The organism is Ralstonia mannitolilytica, from assembly GCF_000954135.1.
Classification (GTDB): Bacteria; Pseudomonadota; Gammaproteobacteria; order Burkholderiales; family Burkholderiaceae; genus Ralstonia; species Ralstonia mannitolilytica.
This window is the reverse complement of the sequence record NZ_CP010800.1, coordinates 515,784-536,686: the sequence shown is the minus strand read 5'-3', so window position 1 is coordinate 536,686 and position 20,903 is coordinate 515,784. Positions and strand designations below refer to the sequence as shown.

Sequence of the window (20,903 nt, the reverse complement as noted above, 5' to 3'; positions counted from 1 at the left end):
CGCCGCTGCCGGCCGACCGTTTCGATGAAACTGACCCTCAAATCGCAGGCGGCAATCATGGCGACCGTCATCAGCGTGGTGCTGGTGAGCCTGTTCGGCTGGTCGCAGCGCGAGCCTATCCGCCGCGAGATGATGGCGCAGATCCAGGCGCAGCAGACGGCCCTGGCGAAGGTGTCGGCCGAAGACCTGCAGCAGCGGTTGGACACCTACCTGGGTGTGCTCGAACGCACCGCGCGGCAGATGCGGACCGTGCGGTTCGATACGCCGCAGCAGGAAGCGGCATTCTTCGCGTCGATCGAGCCGGCGGCAGGCCTGTTCGACAGCGTGTTTCTGGCCACGGCGGGCGGCGACGTGACGGCGCTGCGCCCGTTCCGCGAGGGCGTGGTCGGCATCAACATTGCCGACCGTGACTACTTCAAGCAGGTCATGGTGGTCGATCAGCCTGCCGTTTCCGCGCCGCTGAGCAACCGCGTGGGCGGCGAGCCCATCATCATCCTGGCCGCGCCCGTGCATGATGAGGCGGGCCGGCCGGTCGGGCTGATCGGCGCATCGCTGTATCTGCTCAAGCCGAACTTTCTGGGCGCGCTGCGTGACATGCGCGTCGGCCAGACCGGCCATGTCTACGTGGTTGCGCATGGTCCGAAGCCGATCTTTATCGTCCACCCCGACGCCGGCAAGGTCCTGGCGCCGCTCGATTCGGATCCGGCCGTGGCGGCGGCCTTCCGCGCCGATCCGTGGGCCGCGCCCGAGTCGGGCGCCGACGTGTTCGCCAGGCAGGACGTGGTAGCGGTCGGGTGGACGCTGGCTGCCGTGCTGCCGGGGGCAGAGGCCAATCGCCAGCTTTCCATCATGCGCCAGCGGTTCCGGTGGTCGGTGATGGCGCTGGCCGCGTTGATCGGGGTGTCGGTGTGGGCCGCGATGCTGTGGCTGCTGCGCCCGCTCGGCCGGCTGCACGCCGCCATGACGCAGCTCTCCACGACCGACCTGCGCAATGCCCCGCCCCTGGAACTGCCGGTCGCTTCGGCCGAGATCGAAGCCGTATCGACCGCCTTCCACAAGCTGATGAGCGAGGTGACACGCCAGCGCGCGGAACTCGAAGCCGTAAACGATGCCTCGCCGCTCGGCCTGTTCCGTACCGATACAGCGGGCCGCACCATCTATACCAACGAGGCGTACCGCCGCCTGCTGGGCGCAACGCACGACGAAGCGCTGGCCGACGTGTGGCTGCAGCGCCTGCATCCGCACGACCGCGACACCATCATGGCCGGCTGGCGCGATGCGGTGACGCGTGGCGTCGGCTACAGCGCCGAGCAGCGCGTGATCGTGCCCGGAGTGGGGGAACGGCTGCTCGTCGTCAACACGGCGCCCGTGCGCGTGGCGGGCAAGGTGGTGGGCCACGTGGGCGCGATGGAGGACATCACCGTCCGGGCGCGCGCGCAGCAGGCCTCGCGCGTGCTCACGAAGATTCTCGACTCCACCACGGACTTTGTCGCGCAGTGCGATGTGGACGGCAACGTCACGTACATCAATCCGGCCGGCCGCCGGTTTGCCGGCATCGCCGAGGACGCCGACGTGCGAGGCATGTCGGTCGAGGCGTTCTATCCGCCCGGAACGATGCAGTGGCTGCGCGAAGTGGCCGTGCCGGCGGCAGCACGCGACGGTGTGTGGATCGGCGAGACGACCGTACGCAACGCGCAGGGCAAGGACGTGCCGATCAATCACATGATCATCGCGCACCGCGATCCGGCCGGTGCGATGGAGCACTTCTCGTCCATCATGCGCGACATCACGCGGGATCGGGCAGCCAAGGAGGCACTGCAGCGCAGCCGCGAGACGCTGCAGACCGTGACCGACGCCATTCCCGCGCTGGTGTCGTTCATCGATACCGACGAGCGCTTCCGCTTTCTGAACGCGGCTTACGAAAAGACCTACGGGCGGCCTTCGTCCACCATGCTCGGGCAGATCGTGCGCGAGGTCGTGGGCGATGCGCCCTATGCCACCATGCAGCCCGCCCTGCGCCGCGCGCTGAACGGCGAGACCGTCGTCTTCGAGCGCGAGCATCGCGGCCGCGACGTGTATCGCTGTGAAGAGATCACGTACCTGCCGCAGTTCGATGCGCAGGGCCGTGTGAGCGGCGTGCACGCCGTCACGCTGGACGTGACGGAGCGCAAGAAGCAGGAGCTGCGTCTGCGCGCGCTGACCACGACCGACCACCTGACCGGTCTGCTGAACCGCGCGGGCTTTGAAGCGCGGCTCGCCATGGCGCTCGACCAGGCGCGCGTGGCGGCCTCGGCAGGGGCCTTGCTGCTCATCGATCTCGACGGCTTCAAGGCCATCAACGATACCTACGGTCATGCCACCGGCGATGCGCTGCTGCGTGCGTTCGCGCAACGGCTCGCGCGCGCGGTGCGCCCGTATGACGGCGTGGCGCGGTTCGGCGGCGACGAGTTCGCCGTGATCCTGGAGCATCTCTCGCAGCCGGACGACGCCAGAACGGTCGCGGCCAATATCCTTGGCGCATGCAACAGGCCGTTTCGGCTTGGCGAAGCGATGGTGCGGGTCGGGGCAAGCATCGGCGGGGCGCTTTTCGATGCGCGCACGCTCGCGCAGAACGCCGTCTTCGAGGCGGCCGACGAAGCGTTGTACGAGGCCAAATCGCGCGGCAAGGGGCTGTTCGTCAGCGCGGATGAACTTTCCACCGGATGACCCCGCGGCGCCGCACACCACGCAGAAACAGGTACGCCCGGTAGCATCGGGCCGAGCAATCCGGCGCGTGCTGCGGCGCAATATCGGCCTCCCGGCTTGGGTGGCGGACAATTCCCTATCGCACGACCGTGCGGTTTCCGGTAAAGTCCCGCGACTGACTGCGCGCGCCAGCCACCCTGGCGCGCCGCACGAGAGCGCTACACCCAAGGCGCCTTCGCTTCACTCTCCGACGCACTTCCTGGCTGCGCATGCCCGACCCGGCACCGCGCGCCTGGCTGGTTTGCCGATGTCATTGCCCGTCGAGCCCGACGGCGCCGTGCACGGCGCGCGCGGCCGGACGCGATGCAGGGCGCATGGGGAGGAGCGACGGTGTTGGGCCAGCGCACTCTTCGGAACATCGCAATCGCGACGGATAACAAGGAGCAGGTTCACATGCAAAACACGATCAAACGGCTGCTGTTGACGGCAGTGGCTGCGGGGGCGGCAATCGCAACGGGCGCGGCAACCGCGGCCCAGGACATCAAGATCGGCGTGGCAGAAGCACTGTCGGGCGGCGCAGCCCAGTACGGCGTGGCCATCCGCAACGGCTTCCAGCTGGCGACTGACGAGATCAACGCTGCCGGCGGCATCAACGGCAGCAAGATCGCGCTGGTGATCGAAGACGAGCAGGGCAAGAAGGAAGAGGCCATCAACGTCTTCAAGAAGCTGATCTTCCAGGACAAGGTGACGATGGTGTTCGGCCCCACGCTGTCGAACTCCGCGCAGGCGGCTGACCCGATCGCGCAGGGCGCCAAGACGGTCGTCTTTGGCACGTCCAACACCGCGGACGGCATCACCAGCATCGGCGACTACGTGTTCCGCAACTCCGTGACCGAAGCCGACGTGCTGCCGGCCACGATCCAGACCGTGGTGAAGAAGGCCGGCGTGAAGAAGGTCGCAGTGCTGTACGGCAACGACGACGTCTTCACCAAGAGCGGCTACGACAACTTCAAGAAGGCGCTCGAAGACCTGAAGATTCCCGTCACGACCACCGAGACCTTCGCCAAGGGCGACGTGGATTTCAAGGCGCAGCTCACCAAGATCAAGGCGACGAATCCGGATGCCATCGTGCTGTCGGCGCTGATCGCCGAGGGCGGTCCGATCATGGTTCAGGCCCGCCAGCTCGGCCTGAACGTGCCCATCATCGGGGGCAACGGCATGAACTCGGTCAAGGTGTTCGACCTGGCCAAGGACAAGTCCGACAACCTGTGGGTGGGCAGCCCGTGGTCCATCGAGAACCACACCCCCGAGAACAGCAAGTTCATCACCGCCTACACGGCCAAGTACAAGGCCGCCCCGGACCAGTTTGCCGCGCAGGCGTATGACGCCATGTACATCGCGGCGGCCGCGCTGAAGAAGGTGAAGTTCACCGGTGACCTCGCCGCGGACCGCAAGGCCATCCGCGATGCGCTGCCGGCGGTCAAGCACACCGGGGCAACCGGCGCGTTTGCGTTCCGCCAGGTGACGGCGCGCGGCAAGCCGGCCGGCTACGACGCCGTGCAGACGCCGATCGTGAGCGTGACCAAGAACGGCAAGTACACGATCGAGAAGTAATCTTCGGTTCTCTATGGACCGGGCAAGCGGGGCGTAGCTAAACCTACGCCCCATCGCTTTTTTTGTGGCCGCTTTGCAAAACGCGGCCACACCTCACTCTGATTCATCATGCTGGAACAGCAACTCGTCAACGCGCTGTCGCTTGGCTGCGTGTATGCGTTGTTCGCCCTGGGGTTCACGCTGGTGTTCGGCATCCTGGGCGTGATCAACCTGTCGCACGGCGCGGTCTTCATGCTCGGTGCCTACGCGGCGCTGCAGGTCGTGACGCATTTCGAACTGCCGCTGTGGGCGGCGCTGCTCGTGGGCTTCGTCGTCAGCGGCGTGGCCGGGCTCATCATCGATGTGCTGCTGCTGCGCCCCTTGCGCCGCCGCAACGCACCTCACCTGATCCCGATGATCGCCACCATCGGCGCGGGCATCGCCATCAACAACGCCATGCAGGGCGTGTTCGGGGCCGAGAACCTGCGCTTTCCGTCCGGGCTCGTCTCCGATGCCTCGCTGGACCTTGGCGGCATTCACCTCACGTCGCTGGAGCTGGGCATCATCGTCCTGTCGTTTGTGCTGATGGCCGGGCTCATGCTGCTGCTCAAGCGCACGCAGCTCGGCCGTGCGCTGCGGGCGATTGCGGAGTCGCCCAAGGCGGCAGCGCTGCTCGGCATCAACGTGGAAGGGCTGTTCCTGCTCACGTCGTTCGCGGCGGCGGCGCTCGGCGGCCTTGCCGGCGTGCTGATCGGCCTGTACTCCAACGCGGTGTTCCCGCTGATGGGGCAGCCGATGCTGCACAAGGGCATCGCCGTCATCATCCTGGGCGGCCTGGGCGACATTCGCGGCGCGATGCTGGGCGGGCTCTTCCTCGGCTTTGCGGAGGTGCTGTCGGTGGCCTACATCGGCTCGACCATGCGCGATGCGGTGGCGTTCGGCCTGCTGTTCCTGATCCTGCTGGTGCGGCCCCAAGGGCTGTTCGGCAAGGTGCTGGAACGCAAGGCATAAGGAGACCGGCGACATGGAGTGGTTCGACAATTTCTGGTCGGTCTACAGCAACCTGGTGCTGACGCTGGGCATCAACGCGCTGCTGGCGCTGTCCATCTACCTGACGCTCTCGTGCGGCTTGCTGGCGATGGCGAACGCGGCCTTCATGGGCATCGGCGCGTATACGTCTGCGCTGCTGACGATGAATGCCGAGCTGCCTTTCCCGGTGGCGGTGCTGGGCGGCATGGCGGCACCGGCTGTGGTGGCGTTCGTCATCGGCGGGCCGACGCTGCGCCTGTCCGGCGTGTACCTGGCCATGGCGACGCTGGGCTTTGGCGAAGTGGTGCGCGTGCTGATCCTGAACACCGAAGACTGGACCGGCGGCGCGCTGGGCCTGAACGGCATTCCGCAGCTCACCCAGTGGTGGCACGTGGCGCTGGCCGTGGCGGCCACGCTGTTCGTGCTGGCACGCATGCGCCGCTCGAAGGTCGGCCGCGCATTCGAGGCCATCAAGGAGGACGAGACCGCCGCCGGGCTGATGGGCATCAACGTGGCCGGCACCAAGCTGCTGGCGTTCGTGCTCGGTGCGGTGATTGCCGGCCTGGCTGGCGCACTCAATGCGCACCTGACCTTCTTCATCGGCCCGAACGAATTCGGCTTCGACCGCGGCGTGGAAATCCTTACCATGGCCATCCTGGGCGGCACGAACGGCCTGATGGGGCCGGTGCTCGGCAGCGTGATCCTGTCGCTGCTGCCCGAACTGCTGCGCGCGTTCAAGGATTTCCGCCTGGTCGTCAACGGCGTGATCCTGATGGTGATCGTGCTGTTCCTGCCCAAGGGCATCTGGGATCCTGCGCGTTTCGCGCGCTGGTTTGGCGTCAAGCGCGGCGGCACCATGCCAGGCGCGTCGGCGGCTTCCAATGAATCGCACTGAGGAGGCCCCCATGCTCAAGCTCACATCCATTTCCAAGCGCTTTGGCGGCCTGTCGGTCCTGCAGGACGTCAACATCGAAGTGCCGCAGGGCAGTATCTTCGGCTTGATCGGCCCGAACGGCGCCGGCAAGACGACGGTGTTCAACCTGATCACGGGGCTGCTCGCACCCAGTGGCGGCTCTCTCACGTTCAACGGCGAAGACCTCGTCGGCAGGAAGCCGCACCACATCACGCAGATGGGCATCGCCCGCACGTTCCAGAACATCCGCATCTTCAAGGAGATGACGCTGCTCGAGAACGTCGTGGTGGGCATGCATCGCCACCTGGACTACGGCGCGCCGGGGCTGCTGCTCTCGCTGTCGAAGTACCGCGCTGCCGAGCGCCGCGCGCGCGACCGGGCGCTGGAGCTGCTCTCGTGGGTCAAGCTCGACCACAAGGCACACGACATTGCCGACAACCTCTCGTACGGCGACCAGCGCAAGCTCGAGCTCGCGCGTGCCCTGGCGACCGAGCCGAAGCTGCTGCTGCTCGACGAGCCCGTCGCCGGCATGAACACCGGCGAGAAGGTCGACCTCATGGCCGAGATCGAGAACATCAAGGCGCGCGGCTACACGATCTTCATGATCGAGCACGACATGCGCTTCGTGATGGGCCTGTGCGAACGCATTGCCGTGCTGAACTTCGGCCGCATCATCGCCGAGGGGCCGCCGGAGGCGATCCGCAACAATCCGCAAGTCATCGAGGCGTATCTGGGCAGCGATGACGACGAAGCCGACGGTTCCGGCGCCGCAGAGAAGGAGACAGCATGACGACGCTGCTGGAAGTCAAAGGGCTGCAGGTGTCGTACGGGCACATCGCGGCCGTCAAGGGTATCGACTTTGCACTCAGGGCGGGCGAGATCACCTCGCTGGTCGGTGCAAACGGTGCCGGCAAGTCCACCACGCTGCTGGCGCTCTCCGGCCTGATCCCGAAGGCGCAGGGTGAGGTGCGCGGGCAGATCCTGTTCGAGGGCGAAGACGTGACGCAGTGGTCGGCCCACAGGCGCGTGGAGCGCGGCATCGTGCAGGTGGCCGAAGGCCGCGCCACGCTCACCACCATGACGGTGCGCGAGAACCTGGAGCTCGGCGCCTACACGCGCAAGGACCGCGGCCAGATCGCGTCCGACCTGGAGCGCGTGTTCCATCTGTTCCCTCGCCTGAAGGAGCGCATCGACGGCATGGCCGGCAACCTGTCGGGCGGCGAGCAGCAGATGCTTGCCATCGGACGGGCGCTGATGGCCCGCCCGCGCGTGCTGTTGCTCGATGAACCGTCGATGGGGCTGGCGCCGATCATCGTGCAGGAGATCTTCCGCATCCTGCGTACGATCAACGCCGAAGGGCTGACGATCTTCCTGGTCGAACAGAACGTACGCCAGGCGCTGAAGATCGCGCAGCACGGCTACGTGCTCGAAACCGGCCAGATCGTGCTGGCCGACAGCGGGCAGAACCTGCTCGGCAATCCGCGCGTGCTCGAAGCCTATCTGGGCGGCTGAACTCACATCGCACACCACCGGCGCCCACTTCGGCGCCGGTTTTTTTTTGCAAAGCGTACCCGTTTCTGCGTACGCTCAATGCCCCGCCAATACGTGCCGCTGCGCCTCGAACAAGGCGATCATGGCATCGGCCACGGCGCGCACGCGCGGCGATCGACGCACGTCCGGGTGGATGGCAAGCCAGATGTCCCGGTGCAGCGCAGGGTCGTCGATGGGTAGCCGGCGCAAAGGCGTACCCGTTTCTGCGGGCGCGCCCAGGAAGTGCGGCAGCGCTGCCACACCCAACCCGGCCAGCGCGGCCTCGTGCATCGCCAGCAGATCGCTGCAGCGTAGAACCACACGCCGCTCGCCCGCGAATGCATCGAGCCAGCGTTGCTGCGGCACGTGCCGCAGGCCTTCGTCGTACCCGATGAATTCCCATTCGGCTTCGGGGCGTGCGATTGCCTCAGCCGTCGCGTACAGGCCGTAGCCGAGGCTGCCGAGCGGCCGCGTCGCCAGCGTCGAGGCCGTGGGGCGCGACAGCCGGATGGCGAGATCGGCCTCGTGCGCCATCAGGTTGGCGTTGCGCTTTTCGCCCAGCAGGACCACGTCGATGCCCGGCCATTGCCTGCGCAGTGCCGTGAGGTTGGGCGCGATGACGTGGCTGGCGATGGTGGGCGGCGCCGAAATGCGGACCGTGCCGCGCAGGCTGCCCGCGCCCGCGGCTGCGCGCGCAAAGCCGGCGGCTTCCTGCTCCATGCGTTCGGCGCGTTCGGCCAGCGCATGGCCCTCCGCGGTCAGGCGCCAACCGCGCGGCAGCCGATCAAACAGCCGTACCCCCAGCGATTGCTCGAGCGCATCGGCGCGCCGTGCCACCGTGGTGTGTTCCACGCCGAGCCGCCGCGCCGCAGCCGACAGGCTTCCCTCGCGCGCCAGCACGAGAAAGTAGCGCACGTCATCCCACTGCAGCGAAGAAGAAGGTTCGGCCGCCGCAGCGCGCGCCTGCGCACGCTTAGCCCGACCTGTGTGTTTTTGCACAGAACGTGGTCAATTTTTCCGGATTCCCGGGCGATTCTGAACGGAATACGCTTCTTTCACAACGTGACACACGCGGCATCCACACCACGGATATCGAAAAGCGTACCCATTTCTGCGAGGACACCTGCCATGCCTGCCAAGGTCATTCAACTCCGCGAAACCGGACCAGCATTGGGTTTGCAGCCCGCCAGCGTCATGCTCGCGCCGCCCGCTCCCCATGCGATGACGGTGCGGCACACCGCCGTCGGGGTGAACTTTGTGGACGTGTATCACCGCACCGGGTTGTATCCGGTACCCGCGTTTCCGGCCGTGTTGGGTGTGGAAGGCGTGGGCGTGGTCGAAGCCCTGGGTTCGGACGTGCGCGGCTTTGTGGTCGGCCAGCGGGTCGCATGGGCCGGGCTCATCGACGGGGCGCCCGGCGGGTATGCCAGCCATCGCAACATCCCGGCCGAGCGGGCGATTGCACTGCCCGGTGCGCTCGATGACGACACCGTGGCGGCGACGCTGGTTCGCGGCATCACGGCGCACATGCTGCTGACCCGTGTGCGGCGGGTGCAGCCGGGCGATACGGTGCTGGTGCACGCGGCCGCCGGCGGCTGGGGGCGCTGCTCGTGCAATGGGCAAAGCGGCTCGGCACCAGGGTGATCGGCGCCGTCGGCAACGAGGCCAAGGCGGCCGTCGCGCTTGCCCATGGCGCCGACCACGTCGTGCTGTATCGACAGCACGACATGCGCGAAGCCGTGTTGCAGCTCACTGGCGGGGAGGGCGTCGATTACGTCATCGACGGTGTGGGCGGCCCGATGCTGCACACCGCATTGGCGGTGGCGCGGCCGTTCGGCATGGTGGCGAGCATCGGGCAGGCCGGCGATGTCGAGAACGCGCAAACGCAGACGGTGGACCTTGCGGCGCTTGGGCCCTCGCGGTCCATTGCGCTGGCGCGGCCCGGCGTGTTCCGCTACATGGCCGATCTGTCGCGTTACCGCGATGGCGCACAGGCCGCGTTGCAGCGCATGCTGGAAGGCCTGCGCGTGCCGCTGGGCGGTACGTACCCGCTCGAAGACGCTGCTGCCGCGCATGCCGTGCTGGAGGCCGGCCACACGACCGGCGCACTGCTGCTGCGCCCCTGAGCGTACCCGTTTCTGCGAGACGCCTTGCGAGGTGAAAGCGTCCCGCTGTGCCAACCCGTCACCTCACGTACAAGGAGCCGTGCATGCTGTACCTGATTCTTTTTACCTACACCGCGCCGCTCGCGGAGCTCGACCGCGTGTTGCCTGCTCACCGCGCGCATCTGGATGCGCACTACGCCAGCGGCCATTTCCTGATGTCGGGGCCGTTCTTTCCGCGTGAAGGCGGCGGCATCCTCGCGCGCGCGGCTTCCCGGGAAGAGATCGACGCCATCGTTGCGCGCGATCCGTTCGTCGTCGAAAACCTCGTGCAGGCGCGCGTGATCGCATGGGGCCCGAACCGCCGCAGCGCCGATACACCCTCGGCATGGCTGCCCGACGCTGTCGTTGCGACCTCGACATAAAGCCGCGCGGCACGGCCGCTATCATGGCGATCTGCCATGTCCCGGACCGTCATGCCCGACACGCCGCCACGCTCACCCACTTCACCTGTTCGCATGCCATGGTGGCAACGCGTACTCGCGCGGCTGCCGTTCGGCCGCGAACACCTCGTGTTCGTCATTGCCGGGGTGATCGGATGCGCGGGGGCGTTGTCGACGATCGTGTTTCGCGAGTGCCTGCGCCATCTGCAATGGTGGCTCTCGGGCACGGACCAGGGGCTGGTGGCCACGGCCCGTGCACTGCCGTGGTGGGCGCGCCTGGTGGTGCCGGCGGCCGGGGGGGTGCTGGCCGGCATCACACTGCAGGTGGGCTTGAGGTGGATCCCCCGCAAGGGGTCGGAAGACTACATGGAAGCGATTGCCGTGGGCGACGGCGTGCTCAGCGCGCGGCAGAGCCTGGTTCGCAGCGCGTCGTCGCTGTGCTCGGTGGCCAGCGGGGCATCCATCGGGCGTGAAGGGCCGATGGTGCAACTGGCGGCGATGTGCGGTTCGTTGCTGGGCCGGGTGTTGGGGCGCTGGACGCCTGTGTCGGTCGAGCAGTTGCGCCTGCTCGTGGCGTGCGGCGCAGCCGCGGGGATCACGTCGGCATATAACGCGCCAATTTCCGGGGCGGTGTTCGTCTGCGAAATCGTGTTTGGCGTCATCACGACGGCAACGCTTGGGCCCTTGCTGGTGGCGGCCGTCACGGCCGACATCGTGGTGCGCCAGTTCTTCGGCTACGGCGCGGTCTACGAGATGCCGCACTTCGATTTCGTCTCGGGCTGGGAGGTGCTGACGTATCTTGGGCTGGGCCTCGCGGCGGGCATGGCGGGCCCGCTGCTGCTGGGGCTCATCGACCGCGTGCGCGATGCATTTGCGCGGACCCGCTTGCCGCTCCCGTTGCGGCTCGCGGCCGGCGGCCTGATCGTCGGCGCGCTTTCCATTGGCGTGCCCGAAGTCTGGGGCAACGGCTACAGCGTGGTCAACGGCTTCTTGCACGAGCCGTGGCTGTGGCAGACGGTGGCGCTCGTCCTCGTCTGCAAGGTCGCGGCGACGGCGTCCAGTGCGGGGTCCGGCGCCGTGGGCGGTGTGTTTACGCCCACGCTCTTCTGTGGAGCCGCGCTTGGCCTGTTGTACGGTACGGGCATGCACGCGCTGTTGCCCGGTGCGGCCCCGGTGCCCGTCAGCTATGCGGTGGTTGGCATGGGCGCGCTGCTGGCGGCCACCACGCATGCGCCCCTCATGTCGATCCTGATGATCTTCGAGATGACCCTGTCCTATCAGGTTGTGCTGCCCCTCATGCTCGCGTGCATTGCGGGTTATGTGACCGCGCATGCGGCGGGCGCGCCGTCGGTGTATGCGCGCGCGCTGGCGCGCAATCGTGACGATACGCAACACGCTTCCTCTGCCTCAGGCGCTACGCAGAAATAGGTACGCTTCGCGCTCGCGGCGCCCTATCGGCCGCCACAAAACCCTCCGTTCTCAGCAAAAAAGAAGAAAAAGCGATCTATAAATCGCTTCCTGGTGTGCGCGTTCGGGAACTTTTTGAAGAAAGTGCGACAAGTTGTTGCTGTTGAGAATCACTATCATTTATATTTGCGCTCGACATTCGTAGTGCGCTCTCGTGCACGGCGGCACGGGCGCAGGAGGGCGCCCGCAGCGGCCGGCATTCACAGAAAAAGGGCGCCGCTGGAGAAACCACGACAATGAACCGCCGTACCCCGATCGCCAGCGCCCTGCTGGCGTTGTCTGCCACGCCCGCCGTTGCTCTTGCCCAACAAGCCGCGCCCGCCCAGGTGGCAGCCACGGCCACCACCACGCTGCCTGAAGCCGTCGTCAAGGGCACCGCGCCGCGCGACGACTACAACGCCGTCAAGAGCTCCATCTCCAAGCTGCCCGAGAACCTGCGCGATGTGCCGCAATCGGTGACGGTCGTGCCCAAGGCGCTGACGGATGCGCAAGGCGGCAGCTCGCTGGCCGATGCGCTGCGCAACGTGCCAGGCATCACCATCGGTGCGGCCGAGGGCGGGCAGATCGGCAACAACATCAACCTGAACGGTTTTTCTGCACGTACCGACATCTACCTCGACGGCTTCCGGGATCGCGGCCAGTACTACCGTGACCTGTTCGCCCTCGATTCGGTGGAAGTGTTGATGGGCCCGTCGTCGATGCTGTTCGGCCGCGGTTCGACGGGCGGTGTCATCAACCAGGTGACGAAGAAGCCGAAGCTGAAGGCCGCCACGGAAATCACCGGTTCGGTCACCACCAACGGCCTGGTGCGCGCCACTGCCGACGTCAACACGCCGACGTCCGAGACTTCCGCTTTCCGCATCGCCGCGATGGCGCAGAACGGCAAGACGAGCACGCGCGACGAGATGACCGCGCAGGATTTCGGCGTCGCCCCGTCGTGGCGTTTCGGCATTGGCACGCCGACCGAGGTGACGCTCTCCGCGCTGCTGCAGCACAACCGCGACATGCCGGATTACGGCCTGCCGAACCTCAACGGCCACCCGGTCAACGTCAGCCCCAAGACGTACTACGGCTACACCGACGACCGCACCACGCAAGATGTGGCGTCGTTCTCGGCGAATATCGATCACAAGTTCTCGCCCAACCTGCGCCTGCGCAACCAGACGCAGTTCAACTACGTGCAGACCGACGCGCGCGAGACGGCGCCCAACGCAGTGGGTACGGTCAATTCGTCGGGCGTGTTCACGGCCCTGACCAACAGCAATCTGCCGCTGTCGGCGCTGTCGGTGCGCCTGCAAAGCCACGACCGCCGCATCCGTGACTACTCGTTGTTCAACCAGACCGAGCTGACGGCCAAGTTCGATACGGGTTCGGTCAAGCACACGCTGCTGGTCGGCACCGAGTTCGGCCACGACGGCTACGACAACCAGAATGACTATCGCAACGGTTCGTGCAACGGCACGCCGCTGGCGCAGTCGAGCATGACGAGCGGCTTTGTCTCGTGCGAGCCGCTGGTCAGCCCCAGCTACACCACGTCGCCGGCGAGCACGCCGTCGAGCCTGGGCAACCTGCAGGGCGGCTCGGCCAACACGGTAGCGGCGTACTTCAACGATTCGATCGAATTCACCAAGCAATGGAAGGCCGTCGCCGGCCTGCGCTATGACCGCTACGTGGCGAGCATTTCGAACTCGCTGAATGCGGCGAATACGCCGGCGTCGGCCAAGATCACCGCGCTGCCGTACGCGCAGCAGACCGTGAACTTTGTCAGTACGCGCCTGGGCGGCATCTGGCAGCCGACGGACTGGCAGTCGTACTACGTGTCGTACGGCACGTCGTTCAACCCGTCATTGGAGCAGCTCGTAGGCACCACGGGCCAGCAGAACCTGGACCCGGAGAAGAACAAGTCGTACGAGGCCGGCGGCAAGTGGGACCTGCTCAACGGCGACCTGTCGGTCAGCTCGGCGCTCTTCCAGATCACCAAGGACAACGCCCGCACGCAGGTCGACAGCACGACATACACGCTGGCGGGCAAGATCCGCGTGCGCGGCGCACGCCTCGGCGCGGCGGGCCGCCTGACCGACAAGCTGCAGCTCTTCGCGGGCTACACGTACCTCGACGCGCAGATCGTCAACGGCATCGGTGCCGGTACGCAGGGCATGGTGCCGGCCAACACGCCCAAGCACTCGGCCACGGTGTGGACGAGCTACACGTTCCTGCCGAATTGGGAGGTGGGCGCCGGCGCGTTCTACATGTCGCAGCGCTACGCCAACAACACCAACACCGTGCAGGCGGGCGGCTTCGTGCGCTGGGACGCCATGCTGGCCTACCACCAGCCCAAGTACGACGTGCGCCTGAACCTGTTCAACGTGTTCAACAAGACATACTACGATGCGCTGATTCCGTCCGATGGCGGTCGCGCCGTGCCGGGGACCGGTCGGGCGGCGATGCTGTCCGTGGTGTATCGCATGTAATGGCTTGGGGGATGGGCCCTCGGGCTCATCCTTCTGTCCTGAGCGCCATGCTGGTCTGCATACCAAACGTCTTCAACGCCGCGCAGGTGGCTGCGCTGCGCGACCTGCTCGACAACGCGGGCGATGCCTGGGTGGATGGCCGCGTGTCGGCCGGCTATTCCGGGGCGCCGGTCAAGAACAACCAGCAGATCGATGAGGGCTCGGAAGTGGCCCTCCAGTGCCAGCAGCTCATCCTGAGCGTGCTGGAGCGGCATCCGCGCTTCATCAGCGCGGCGTTGCCGAATGTGGTGTACCCGCCGATGTTCAACCGTTATGGCGAGGGCATGACCTTCGGCGCGCACGTCGATGGCAGTGTGCGCATCCACCCGCACGACGGGCGCAAGCTGCGCACCGACATCTCGGCCACGCTGTTCCTGTCAGATCCTGCCAGCTACGACGGCGGCGAACTGCAGATCGAAGACACCTATGGCATGCACAGCGTCAAGCTCAATGCCGGAGACCTCGTCATCTATCCGGCCACGAGCCTGCACCAGGTCACGCCCATCACACGCGGCGTGCGCGTGGCGAGCTTCTTCTGGATCCAGAGCCTGGTCCGCGATGACGCGCAGCGCGCCATGCTGTTCGACCTGGACAACGCCATCCAGACGCTGAACCAGACCGGCGCCGACGAGACGGCGCGCCGCACGCTGATCGGCGTGTATCACAACCTCATGCGGCAGTGGAGCGAAACCTGATCCGAGCCGGCTTCAAGCCGTGATGGCCGCGCCGCGCCCGGTTGTGTCAGCGGCGCTTAGCGGCCCGAACGGCGATACAGCTCGGCCATCATGCCGCAGCTTTCCACGTGCAGCGCGACGGCTCGGGCGGCTTCACGGCGGACGATCTGCCAGAAGCGGGCGAAGCGGGAGGTGGGGGCAGCATTGAGGACGGCGGCTTTCATGGCGGTTCCTTTCTGAGCGATGACTAGGGATAACCCTAACAGGGAATACCCGAATATTAGTCCGAATATTGCATCGCAGCAAACCAGGTGTGCCGTTGTTGCCTCATCGCCACATCAACGTGATTCCGCTTCCACTCGAAAGACGACGCCGGCGTTGCCGTCCACCCGGAGGGCGTCGCCGTTCTTCAGCTGCGCCCGGATGCCGGGCAGATTCACCACCGCCGGAATGCCGAATTCGCGCGCCACGATCGCGCCGTGGGAGAGATAGCCGCCGGTTTCCATGACCAGCGCGCTGGCTTTCAGGAAGAGCGGCGTCCAGGCCGGGTCGGTGCTCGGCGCGACGAGCACGTCGCCCGCCTGCAGTCCGGTGCCGGCCGCGGCGTGGTCGACCAGGCGCGCTTCCATCAGGCCCCCTTGCGGGCGACGCCGTGCAGGAACAGGTCGATGACGGCGGCAAAGCCTTCGTGCAGGTCGCGCGCGCCCGTATCGGGGCGCGCCAGCCAGCGCATGAGCGCGCCGAGATACAGGTACTCCAGCAGCCCGGCAAGATGCTCCGCCCCAAGCCGGGTATCGAGTTCGCCCGCGCGTTGGGCCGCGTCAATAAGCGCCATGAACACCGCTTCGAACCCGCTGCGCTTGTCCGCATCATGGCTGCGATCGGCGGGGTCGGCACTGGCGAAGCGGTAGCGGAAGTACGCGGCCAGGTAGGGACGCCGGACGTTGCACCAGTCGGCCGAGGCAGACAGCAGCACCGAGAGCCGCGACGCGAAATCCGCCTGCGCTTCAATCAGCGGGCGCAACTGCGCACCGCCCTCGGCCAGCTCGGCATGGAAGCGGTGCGCCAGCAGCGCCTCCTTGAGCGGAAAGTGGTTGTACAGCGTGCCTTTGGAGACATCGGCCTGCGCTGCAATCTGCTCCATCGTCACCGCGTCGTAACCGTGCTGCTCGAACAGCGCGAATGCCGTGGCGGCGAGGTGGTCCAGCGTCTGGAGGCGCTTGCGCTCCCGGCGGCCGGTTCCGATGGGGAACGGGATGGACGGCATGATCGGCACATAATTTTTGACGATGCATAATTTTATACGTCGTTCAAAAATATTGCCAGGCGTACGTCGGGCCGCCCCCGAGTCTGGCGTGGGATTGCGCGGCGATGGGTCAGCGGCGGTCGGCCCAGCCGGCGTCGCGCTGGAACCACTCCGAGAGGAAATCGATGAACGCGCTGACTTTGGCCGACAGGTTCGCGCGCTCCGGATACACCGCGAAAACATCGGCCACGGGCAGCGTCCAATCGGTCAGCACGGGCACCAGCCGGCCGTCGCGCACGTGGGCGTGGATGTCCCACTCCGAGCGCATGAGGATGCCGTAGCCGGCCAGCGCCCACAGCACGCCGGTCTCGCCGTCGTTGGTGCTCAGCGGCCCGCGCACCTTGACGGTTTCATGCTTGCTGCCGCGTGTGAGGTACCACGTGCCGTAGGCGGCATCGCTCTCGCGCAGCACGATGCACGCATGCGATTGCAGATCGCGCGGCACCTGGGGCGCGCCCGCGCGTGCGAGATATTCGGGCGACGCGCACAGCAGCCGGCGATTGCTGACGATCTTGCGCGCCACCATGCGCGAATCGGGGACCGTGCCGAACCAGATGCCGATGTCGAAGGCCTTGTCGGCCAGGTTGACGGAGCGGTCTGTCAGCTCCAGTTGCACCTCCACCTCGGGATAACGCCGGGCGAACTCGACGACGGCCGGCGCGATATGCCGGCGCCCGAAGCCGAACGTGGCATTCACCCGCAACAGGCCCTTCGGTGTGCCGCGGCTGCTGGAGACCGCCTGCTCCAGCGCCTCGAGTTCTTCCAGCAGCCGCGAGCCGGTGGCCAGGTAGATCTCGCCTTCATGCGTGACGCTCAGGCGCCGCGTGGTGCGGTTGAGCAGGCGCACGCCGAGGCGCCTTTCCAGTTGCGCCAGCCGCGCCGTCACGGCCGGCGGTGTCACGCCCAACTCGCGCGCCAACGCCGCCAGGGAGCCCTGCTTGACCAGCCGGGTAAAGAACTCGAGATCGGACACGCGATCCATTATTCAAATGAAGTAAAGAATAAATAAAGATGTCGGACAATTATAAATTGCATCTTCATGGCTAGACTCCATCTCGCAAAGGAAGCCCGGCGCGCCGGACGCATCGAACGAATGGAGAACGCATGGCAAAAACGCTGTATCGGAAGCTGGTCGACTCGCACACCGTCGCCCGGCTCGATGCGCAGAACGTGCTGCTGTACGCCGATCTGCACATCATGAACGAGTACACCAGCCCGCAGGCCTTTGCGGGCTTGCGCGAAGCAGGCCGCGCAGTGGCGGCGCCAGGCCAGCACATGGCGGTGGTCGACCACATCATCCCGACGCACCCGGTGCGCGTGCGCGTCATCGAAGACGCTGCTTCGGCGTTGCAGGCGTCCAACCTGGCGGAGAACTGTGCCGAACACGGCATCGTCCTGTTCGACACGAACGATGCGCTGCAGGGCATCGAGCATGTGATCGCGCCGGAGCTGGGCATGATCCGCCCCGGCATGGTCGTGCTCTGCGGCGACAGCCACACCACCACCTACGGCGCGTTCGGCGCGCTGGGCTTTGGCATCGGCACGTCCGAAGTCGAGCACGTGCTGGCGACGCAGACGCTGGTGTACCGGCTCGCGCAGGACATGCGCATCCGCGTGGACGGGCAACTGCCGACAGGCACCACCGCCAAGGACCTGATCCTCCACGTCATCAGCCGCATCGGCGCGCAGGGTGCGCGCGGCTATGTGGTCGAATTTGCCGGCAGTGCCATCCAGGCGCTCTCGATGGAGGCACGCATGACCCTGTGCAACATGGCGGTGGAAGCCGGTGCGCGCGGCGCGCTGATCGCGCCCGACACCAAGACCACGCGCTACGTGCTCGAACACGCACGGGATGTCGCAGGCGCCCACGTGAACGCGGCATTGGCCGACTGGCGCCAGCTCTTCAGCGATGCCGATGCGCAGTTCGATGCCGAGTACCACTTCGATGCCAGCGAGGTCGCGCCCTACGTGACGTGGGGCACCAGCCCGGATGAGGCCATCCCCGTGACCGGCACGATTCCGCCGGCGCAAGCGGCATCCGAGCGGGCCCTGCGCTACGTGGGGCTGGAGGCCGGCAGCGCCATCGAGGGCGTGCCGGTGCAGCGCGTGTTCATCGGTTCGTGCACGAATGCGCGCATTGAAGATCTGCGCGAGGTGGCAGCCGTCGTGCGCGGCCGGCGCGTGGCCGCGGGTGTGCGGGCGATGGTCGTGCCGGGGTCGGGCGCAGTGCGCCGGCAAGCCGAGCAGGAGGGCATTGCCGAGGTGCTGATCGCCAGCGGTTTTGAATGGCGCCAGCCCGGCTGCTCGATGTGCCTGGCGATGAACGACGACGTGCTCGCGCCGGGAGAGCGCTGCGCCTCCACCACGAACCGCAACTTCGAAGGCCGCCAGGGGCGCGGTGGCATCACGCACCTGATGAGTCCGGCCATGGCGGCGGCCGCCGCCATCACGGGCCGCATCACCGACGTCCGCAAGCTGCAAGCCGAGCCGCAACCTCACCCGGAGACCGCACATGCCTGAGACCACGTACATCGAAGGCATCGCCGCGCCGCTGCCCACGCCCAACCTCGATACCGATCAGATCATGCCGAAGCAGTTCCTGCGCGGCATCGACAAGGCCGGCCTCGACCGCGGCGTGCTGTACGACCTGCGTTACGACGCCAACCACGAGCCGCGCAGCGACTGCGTCCTGAACCAGCCGGCGTACCAGGGAGCGTCCATCCTCGTCGGCGGGAGCAACTTCGGATGTGGCTCCAGCCGCGAGCACGCGGTCTGGGGGCTGCAGCAGTTCGGCATTCGCGCCGTCATCGCCCCGAGCTTTGGCGAGATCTTCTACAGCAACGCGATGAACAACCGTCTGCTGCTCGTGATGCTCGAGCCAGCCGATGTGGCGCGCATCCTGGCCGAAGTGTCCGACCCCGCCACGCACCGCATCGCCATTGATGTGCAGGCGATGACGGTGCGCAGCCACAGCGTTGAAGTGCCGTTTGCCCTGTCGGATCGGCACCGGCACATGTTCCTGCATGGCCTGGACATGATCGGTGCGACGCTGGCGCGCTGGAGCGAGATCGACGCGTTCCAGCGGGCGCACTGGCAGGCGCGGCCGTGGTTGCGCGACATTGCGGCCACCACGCGCGCGCGGCTTGCCGCGGCTCCACCGGGCAGCCTGCCTTGAGCGCTTCCTCGTTTCGTTACACCACCACACACAACAGCGGCGCATCGTCACCTCGCCCAAGACGAGGGGCGACGCCGCGCCTGTCAGGAGACAAACCATGCAAGCCTCCCTGCCTGCGGATCCCGCCGCGCCCACCGGGTTCTGGCGCACGCTCGCGCGTTATCGCGTCGGGCCGTTGCCGTTGCCGCTCTATGTCGTCATCGCCGCCGTCACGGTCCTGGCGGCCGCCAGCAAGAAGCTGCCCAACGACATGATCGGCGGGTTTGCCGTGCTGATGCTGCTCGGCTTCCTGTTGGGCGAGATCGGGGCGCGGCTTCCGGTGTTCCGGCACGTTGGCGGGGCGGCCATCCTGTGCCTGTTCGTGCCGTCGGCGCTGGTCGGCTACAAGGCGATCGACCCCGAGATGGTCAAGGCGCTGACCACCACCATGAAGACGGCCAACCTCCAGTATCTTTACATCGCCTGCCTGGTGGCGGGCAGTATCCTCGGCATGCGCCACCGCGTGCTGGTGCAGGGATTCATGCGGATGTCCGTGCCGCTGCTGGTCGGCACGCTGGCGGCCGTCGTGGCGGGCGTGTCGGTCGGGCTGCTGTTCGGTCATGACCCGATGCATACCTTTTTCTTCATCGTCATTCCCATTGTGGGCGGCGGCATCGGGGAGGGCATCCTGCCGCTCTCGATCGGCTATGCAGAGATTCTGGGCCGGCCGCAAGCCGAGCTGGTTGCCATGCTCGTGCCGGCGGCCTTGCTCGGCAACGTGGTCGCCATCCTGTCGAGCGGTGCGCTCAGGTGGCTTGGCGAGAAGCGCCCGCATCTGACCGGCAATGGCGACCTCGTCAAGGCCGGCGACGATGCCGACCTGCTGCGCAACGATCATGTGGACGCCCCCATCCAGCTCGGGCTCATGGGCGCCGGCTTGCTGATTGCATGCGCGTTCTTCATCTTCGGCGCGCTCCTGGCGCCGTTCACGGGCATTCCGGGGCCGATCCTCATGATCATTAGCGCGGCGGTGCTGAAGGTGACGAAGCTCATGCCCGAGAAGATGGAGCTGGGCGCCTTCCAGATGTACCGGTTTGTCTCGACCAACCTCACGTTTGCGATCCTCGTCGGGCTCGGTGCGCTGTTCGTGTCTTGGAAGGAACTGGTGGTGGCGTTCACGCCTGGCTACTTTGCGATCTGCGCGGCCACGGTGCTGGCGCTCGTGGCATCGGGCTTCTTCGTCGGCAGATGGCTGGGGATGCATCCGGTGGAATCTGGCATCGTGACGGCGTGTCACAGCGGCCTGGGCGGCACGGGAGACGTGGCGATCCTCTCGGCATCCAACCGCATGGGCCTGATGCCATTCGCGCAGATCAGCACACGCATCGGCGGCGCCGCGATGATCGTGTGCGCCACGATCCTGCTCAGGCTGCTGCACTGAGGGGGCCACCACCAGCAAGCACGGCGGGCACGGCAACGGCGCTACACTCAAGCACC

General features: G+C 66.7%; 18 protein-coding genes and 1 pseudogene. 14 read left to right on the top strand and 5 right to left on the bottom strand.

What is annotated here, in order from left to right; all coding sequences use genetic code 11:
• Positions 1-24 precede the first annotated feature (24 nt).
• The 6 genes from TK49_RS19100 (at position 25) to TK49_RS19075 (ending at position 7,732) form a co-directional block, all read left to right on the top strand.
• Positions 25-2,706 (top strand): sensor domain-containing diguanylate cyclase, encoded by a 2,682-nt coding sequence (locus TK49_RS19100; RefSeq protein ID WP_045219082.1) that lies wholly within the window; start codon positions 25-27, stop codon positions 2,704-2,706.
• A 432-nt stretch (positions 2,707-3,138) separates the two neighbouring features.
• Positions 3,139-4,299, top strand: a complete 1,161-nt coding sequence (locus TK49_RS19095) for an ABC transporter substrate-binding protein (protein ID WP_045219080.1) — start codon at positions 3,139-3,141, stop codon at positions 4,297-4,299.
• A gap of 108 nt (positions 4,300-4,407) precedes the next feature.
• Positions 4,408-5,289, top strand: a complete 882-nt coding sequence (locus TK49_RS19090) for a branched-chain amino acid ABC transporter permease (RefSeq protein WP_045219078.1) — start codon at positions 4,408-4,410, stop codon at positions 5,287-5,289.
• A gap of 13 nt (positions 5,290-5,302) precedes the next feature.
• Positions 5,303-6,202, top strand: a complete 900-nt coding sequence (locus tag TK49_RS19085) for a branched-chain amino acid ABC transporter permease (protein WP_045219076.1) — start codon at positions 5,303-5,305, stop codon at positions 6,200-6,202.
• 10 nt (positions 6,203-6,212) lie between these two features.
• On the top strand, positions 6,213-7,010 hold the full coding sequence (locus TK49_RS19080) for an ABC transporter ATP-binding protein (protein ID WP_045219074.1): 798 nt from the start codon (positions 6,213-6,215) through the stop codon (positions 7,008-7,010).
• Positions 7,007-7,732, top strand: coding sequence for an ABC transporter ATP-binding protein (locus tag TK49_RS19075; RefSeq protein WP_045219072.1), 726 nt, complete (start codon positions 7,007-7,009; stop codon positions 7,730-7,732). The genes TK49_RS19080 and TK49_RS19075 overlap by 4 nt, the downstream gene beginning before the upstream one ends.
• Before the next feature lie 75 nt (positions 7,733-7,807).
• Here TK49_RS19075 and TK49_RS19070 read toward each other — a convergent pair whose 3' ends face one another.
• On the bottom strand, positions 7,808-8,680 hold the full coding sequence (locus tag TK49_RS19070) for a LysR family transcriptional regulator (protein WP_045220347.1): 873 nt from the start codon (positions 8,678-8,680) through the stop codon (positions 7,808-7,810).
• Positions 8,681-8,878: 198 nt separating this feature from the next.
• On the opposite strand from TK49_RS19070, the pseudogene TK49_RS25230 reads away from it, so the two are divergent.
• The 5 genes and pseudogenes from TK49_RS25230 (at position 8,879) to TK49_RS19045 (ending at position 14,967) form a co-directional block, all read left to right on the top strand.
• Positions 8,879-9,876 (top strand): annotated as a pseudogene (locus TK49_RS25230) (quinone oxidoreductase family protein).
• Between the two features lie 83 nt (positions 9,877-9,959).
• Positions 9,960-10,277: a YciI family protein gene (locus TK49_RS19060; RefSeq protein WP_045219070.1), complete on the top strand. Its 318-nt coding sequence runs from the start codon at positions 9,960-9,962 to the stop codon at positions 10,275-10,277.
• Positions 10,278-10,328: 51 nt separating this feature from the next.
• Entirely contained in the window at positions 10,329-11,723 is a 1,395-nt protein-coding gene (locus TK49_RS19055; protein ID WP_045220346.1) for a ClcB-like voltage-gated chloride channel protein, read from the top strand.
• 275 nt (positions 11,724-11,998) lie between these two features.
• Complete coding sequence (locus tag TK49_RS19050) at positions 11,999-14,233, top strand: TonB-dependent receptor (protein WP_045219068.1); 2,235 nt, start codon at positions 11,999-12,001, stop codon at positions 14,231-14,233.
• Between the two features lie 47 nt (positions 14,234-14,280).
• Positions 14,281-14,967, top strand: a complete 687-nt coding sequence (locus tag TK49_RS19045) for a Fe2+-dependent dioxygenase (protein ID WP_045219066.1) — start codon at positions 14,281-14,283, stop codon at positions 14,965-14,967.
• Between the two features lie 56 nt (positions 14,968-15,023).
• Here the strand turns inward: TK49_RS19045 and TK49_RS24810 are convergent, their stop codons facing one another.
• The 4 genes from TK49_RS24810 to TK49_RS19030 all read right to left on the bottom strand — a co-directional run bounded on the left by TK49_RS24810 (position 15,024) and on the right by TK49_RS19030 (position 17,234).
• Positions 15,024-15,170: a hypothetical protein gene (locus TK49_RS24810; protein WP_164491387.1), complete on the bottom strand. Its 147-nt coding sequence runs from the start codon at positions 15,168-15,170 to the stop codon at positions 15,024-15,026.
• Between the two features lie 114 nt (positions 15,171-15,284).
• Positions 15,285-15,575, bottom strand: coding sequence for a PEP-utilizing enzyme (locus TK49_RS19040; RefSeq protein WP_045219064.1), 291 nt, complete (start codon positions 15,573-15,575; stop codon positions 15,285-15,287).
• On the bottom strand, positions 15,575-16,213 hold the full coding sequence (locus tag TK49_RS19035) for a TetR/AcrR family transcriptional regulator (protein ID WP_045220344.1): 639 nt from the start codon (positions 16,211-16,213) through the stop codon (positions 15,575-15,577). The genes TK49_RS19040 and TK49_RS19035 overlap by 1 nt, the downstream gene beginning before the upstream one ends.
• Before the next feature lie 109 nt (positions 16,214-16,322).
• Positions 16,323-17,234, bottom strand: coding sequence for a LysR family transcriptional regulator (locus TK49_RS19030; RefSeq protein ID WP_045219062.1), 912 nt, complete (start codon positions 17,232-17,234; stop codon positions 16,323-16,325).
• A gap of 122 nt (positions 17,235-17,356) precedes the next feature.
• Here TK49_RS19030 and leuC point away from each other — a divergent pair, with 122 nt between their 5' ends.
• From leuC to TK49_RS19015, 3 genes are all read left to right on the top strand, one after another.
• Complete coding sequence (leuC, locus tag TK49_RS19025) at positions 17,357-18,772, top strand: 3-isopropylmalate dehydratase large subunit (protein ID WP_045219061.1); 1,416 nt, start codon at positions 17,357-17,359, stop codon at positions 18,770-18,772.
• Positions 18,765-19,427, top strand: a complete 663-nt coding sequence (leuD, locus tag TK49_RS19020; protein ID WP_045219059.1) for a 3-isopropylmalate dehydratase small subunit — start codon at positions 18,765-18,767, stop codon at positions 19,425-19,427. The genes leuC and leuD overlap by 8 nt, the downstream gene beginning before the upstream one ends.
• Before the next feature lie 97 nt (positions 19,428-19,524).
• Positions 19,525-20,847: a 2-hydroxycarboxylate transporter family protein gene (locus tag TK49_RS19015; protein WP_045219056.1), complete on the top strand. Its 1,323-nt coding sequence runs from the start codon at positions 19,525-19,527 to the stop codon at positions 20,845-20,847.
• The last annotated feature ends 56 nt before the right edge of the window (positions 20,848-20,903 follow it).

Bases quoted from the DNA above. Each gene is read 5' to 3' on its own strand.
- TK49_RS19050 (WP_045219068.1), top strand. From the start codon at position 11,999: ATGAACCGCCGTACCCCGATCGCCAGCGCCCTGCTGGCGTTGTCTGCC.
- leuD (WP_045219059.1), top strand. From the start codon at position 18,765: ATGCCTGAGACCACGTACATCGAAGGCATCGCCGCGCCGCTGCCCACG.
- TK49_RS19090 (WP_045219078.1), top strand. From the start codon at position 4,408: ATGCTGGAACAGCAACTCGTCAACGCGCTGTCGCTTGGCTGCGTGTAT.
- TK49_RS19095 (WP_045219080.1), top strand. From the start codon at position 3,139: ATGCAAAACACGATCAAACGGCTGCTGTTGACGGCAGTGGCTGCGGGG.
- TK49_RS19100 (WP_045219082.1), top strand. From the start codon at position 25: ATGAAACTGACCCTCAAATCGCAGGCGGCAATCATGGCGACCGTCATC.
- TK49_RS19040 (WP_045219064.1), bottom strand. From the start codon at position 15,575: ATGGAAGCGCGCCTGGTCGACCACGCCGCGGCCGGCACCGGACTGCAG.
- TK49_RS19080 (WP_045219074.1), top strand. From the start codon at position 6,213: ATGCTCAAGCTCACATCCATTTCCAAGCGCTTTGGCGGCCTGTCGGTC.
- TK49_RS19030 (WP_045219062.1), bottom strand. From the start codon at position 17,234: ATGGATCGCGTGTCCGATCTCGAGTTCTTTACCCGGCTGGTCAAGCAG.
- TK49_RS19055 (WP_045220346.1), top strand. From the start codon at position 10,329: ATGCCCGACACGCCGCCACGCTCACCCACTTCACCTGTTCGCATGCCA.
- TK49_RS24810 (WP_164491387.1), bottom strand. From the start codon at position 15,170: ATGAAAGCCGCCGTCCTCAATGCTGCCCCCACCTCCCGCTTCGCCCGC.
- TK49_RS19045 (WP_045219066.1), top strand. From the start codon at position 14,281: ATGCTGGTCTGCATACCAAACGTCTTCAACGCCGCGCAGGTGGCTGCG.
- TK49_RS19035 (WP_045220344.1), bottom strand. From the start codon at position 16,213: ATGCCGTCCATCCCGTTCCCCATCGGAACCGGCCGCCGGGAGCGCAAG.
- TK49_RS19060 (WP_045219070.1), top strand. From the start codon at position 9,960: ATGCTGTACCTGATTCTTTTTACCTACACCGCGCCGCTCGCGGAGCTC.
- TK49_RS19015 (WP_045219056.1), top strand. From the start codon at position 19,525: ATGCAAGCCTCCCTGCCTGCGGATCCCGCCGCGCCCACCGGGTTCTGG.
- leuC (WP_045219061.1), top strand. From the start codon at position 17,357: ATGGCAAAAACGCTGTATCGGAAGCTGGTCGACTCGCACACCGTCGCC.
- TK49_RS19075 (WP_045219072.1), top strand. From the start codon at position 7,007: ATGACGACGCTGCTGGAAGTCAAAGGGCTGCAGGTGTCGTACGGGCAC.
- TK49_RS19085 (WP_045219076.1), top strand. From the start codon at position 5,303: ATGGAGTGGTTCGACAATTTCTGGTCGGTCTACAGCAACCTGGTGCTG.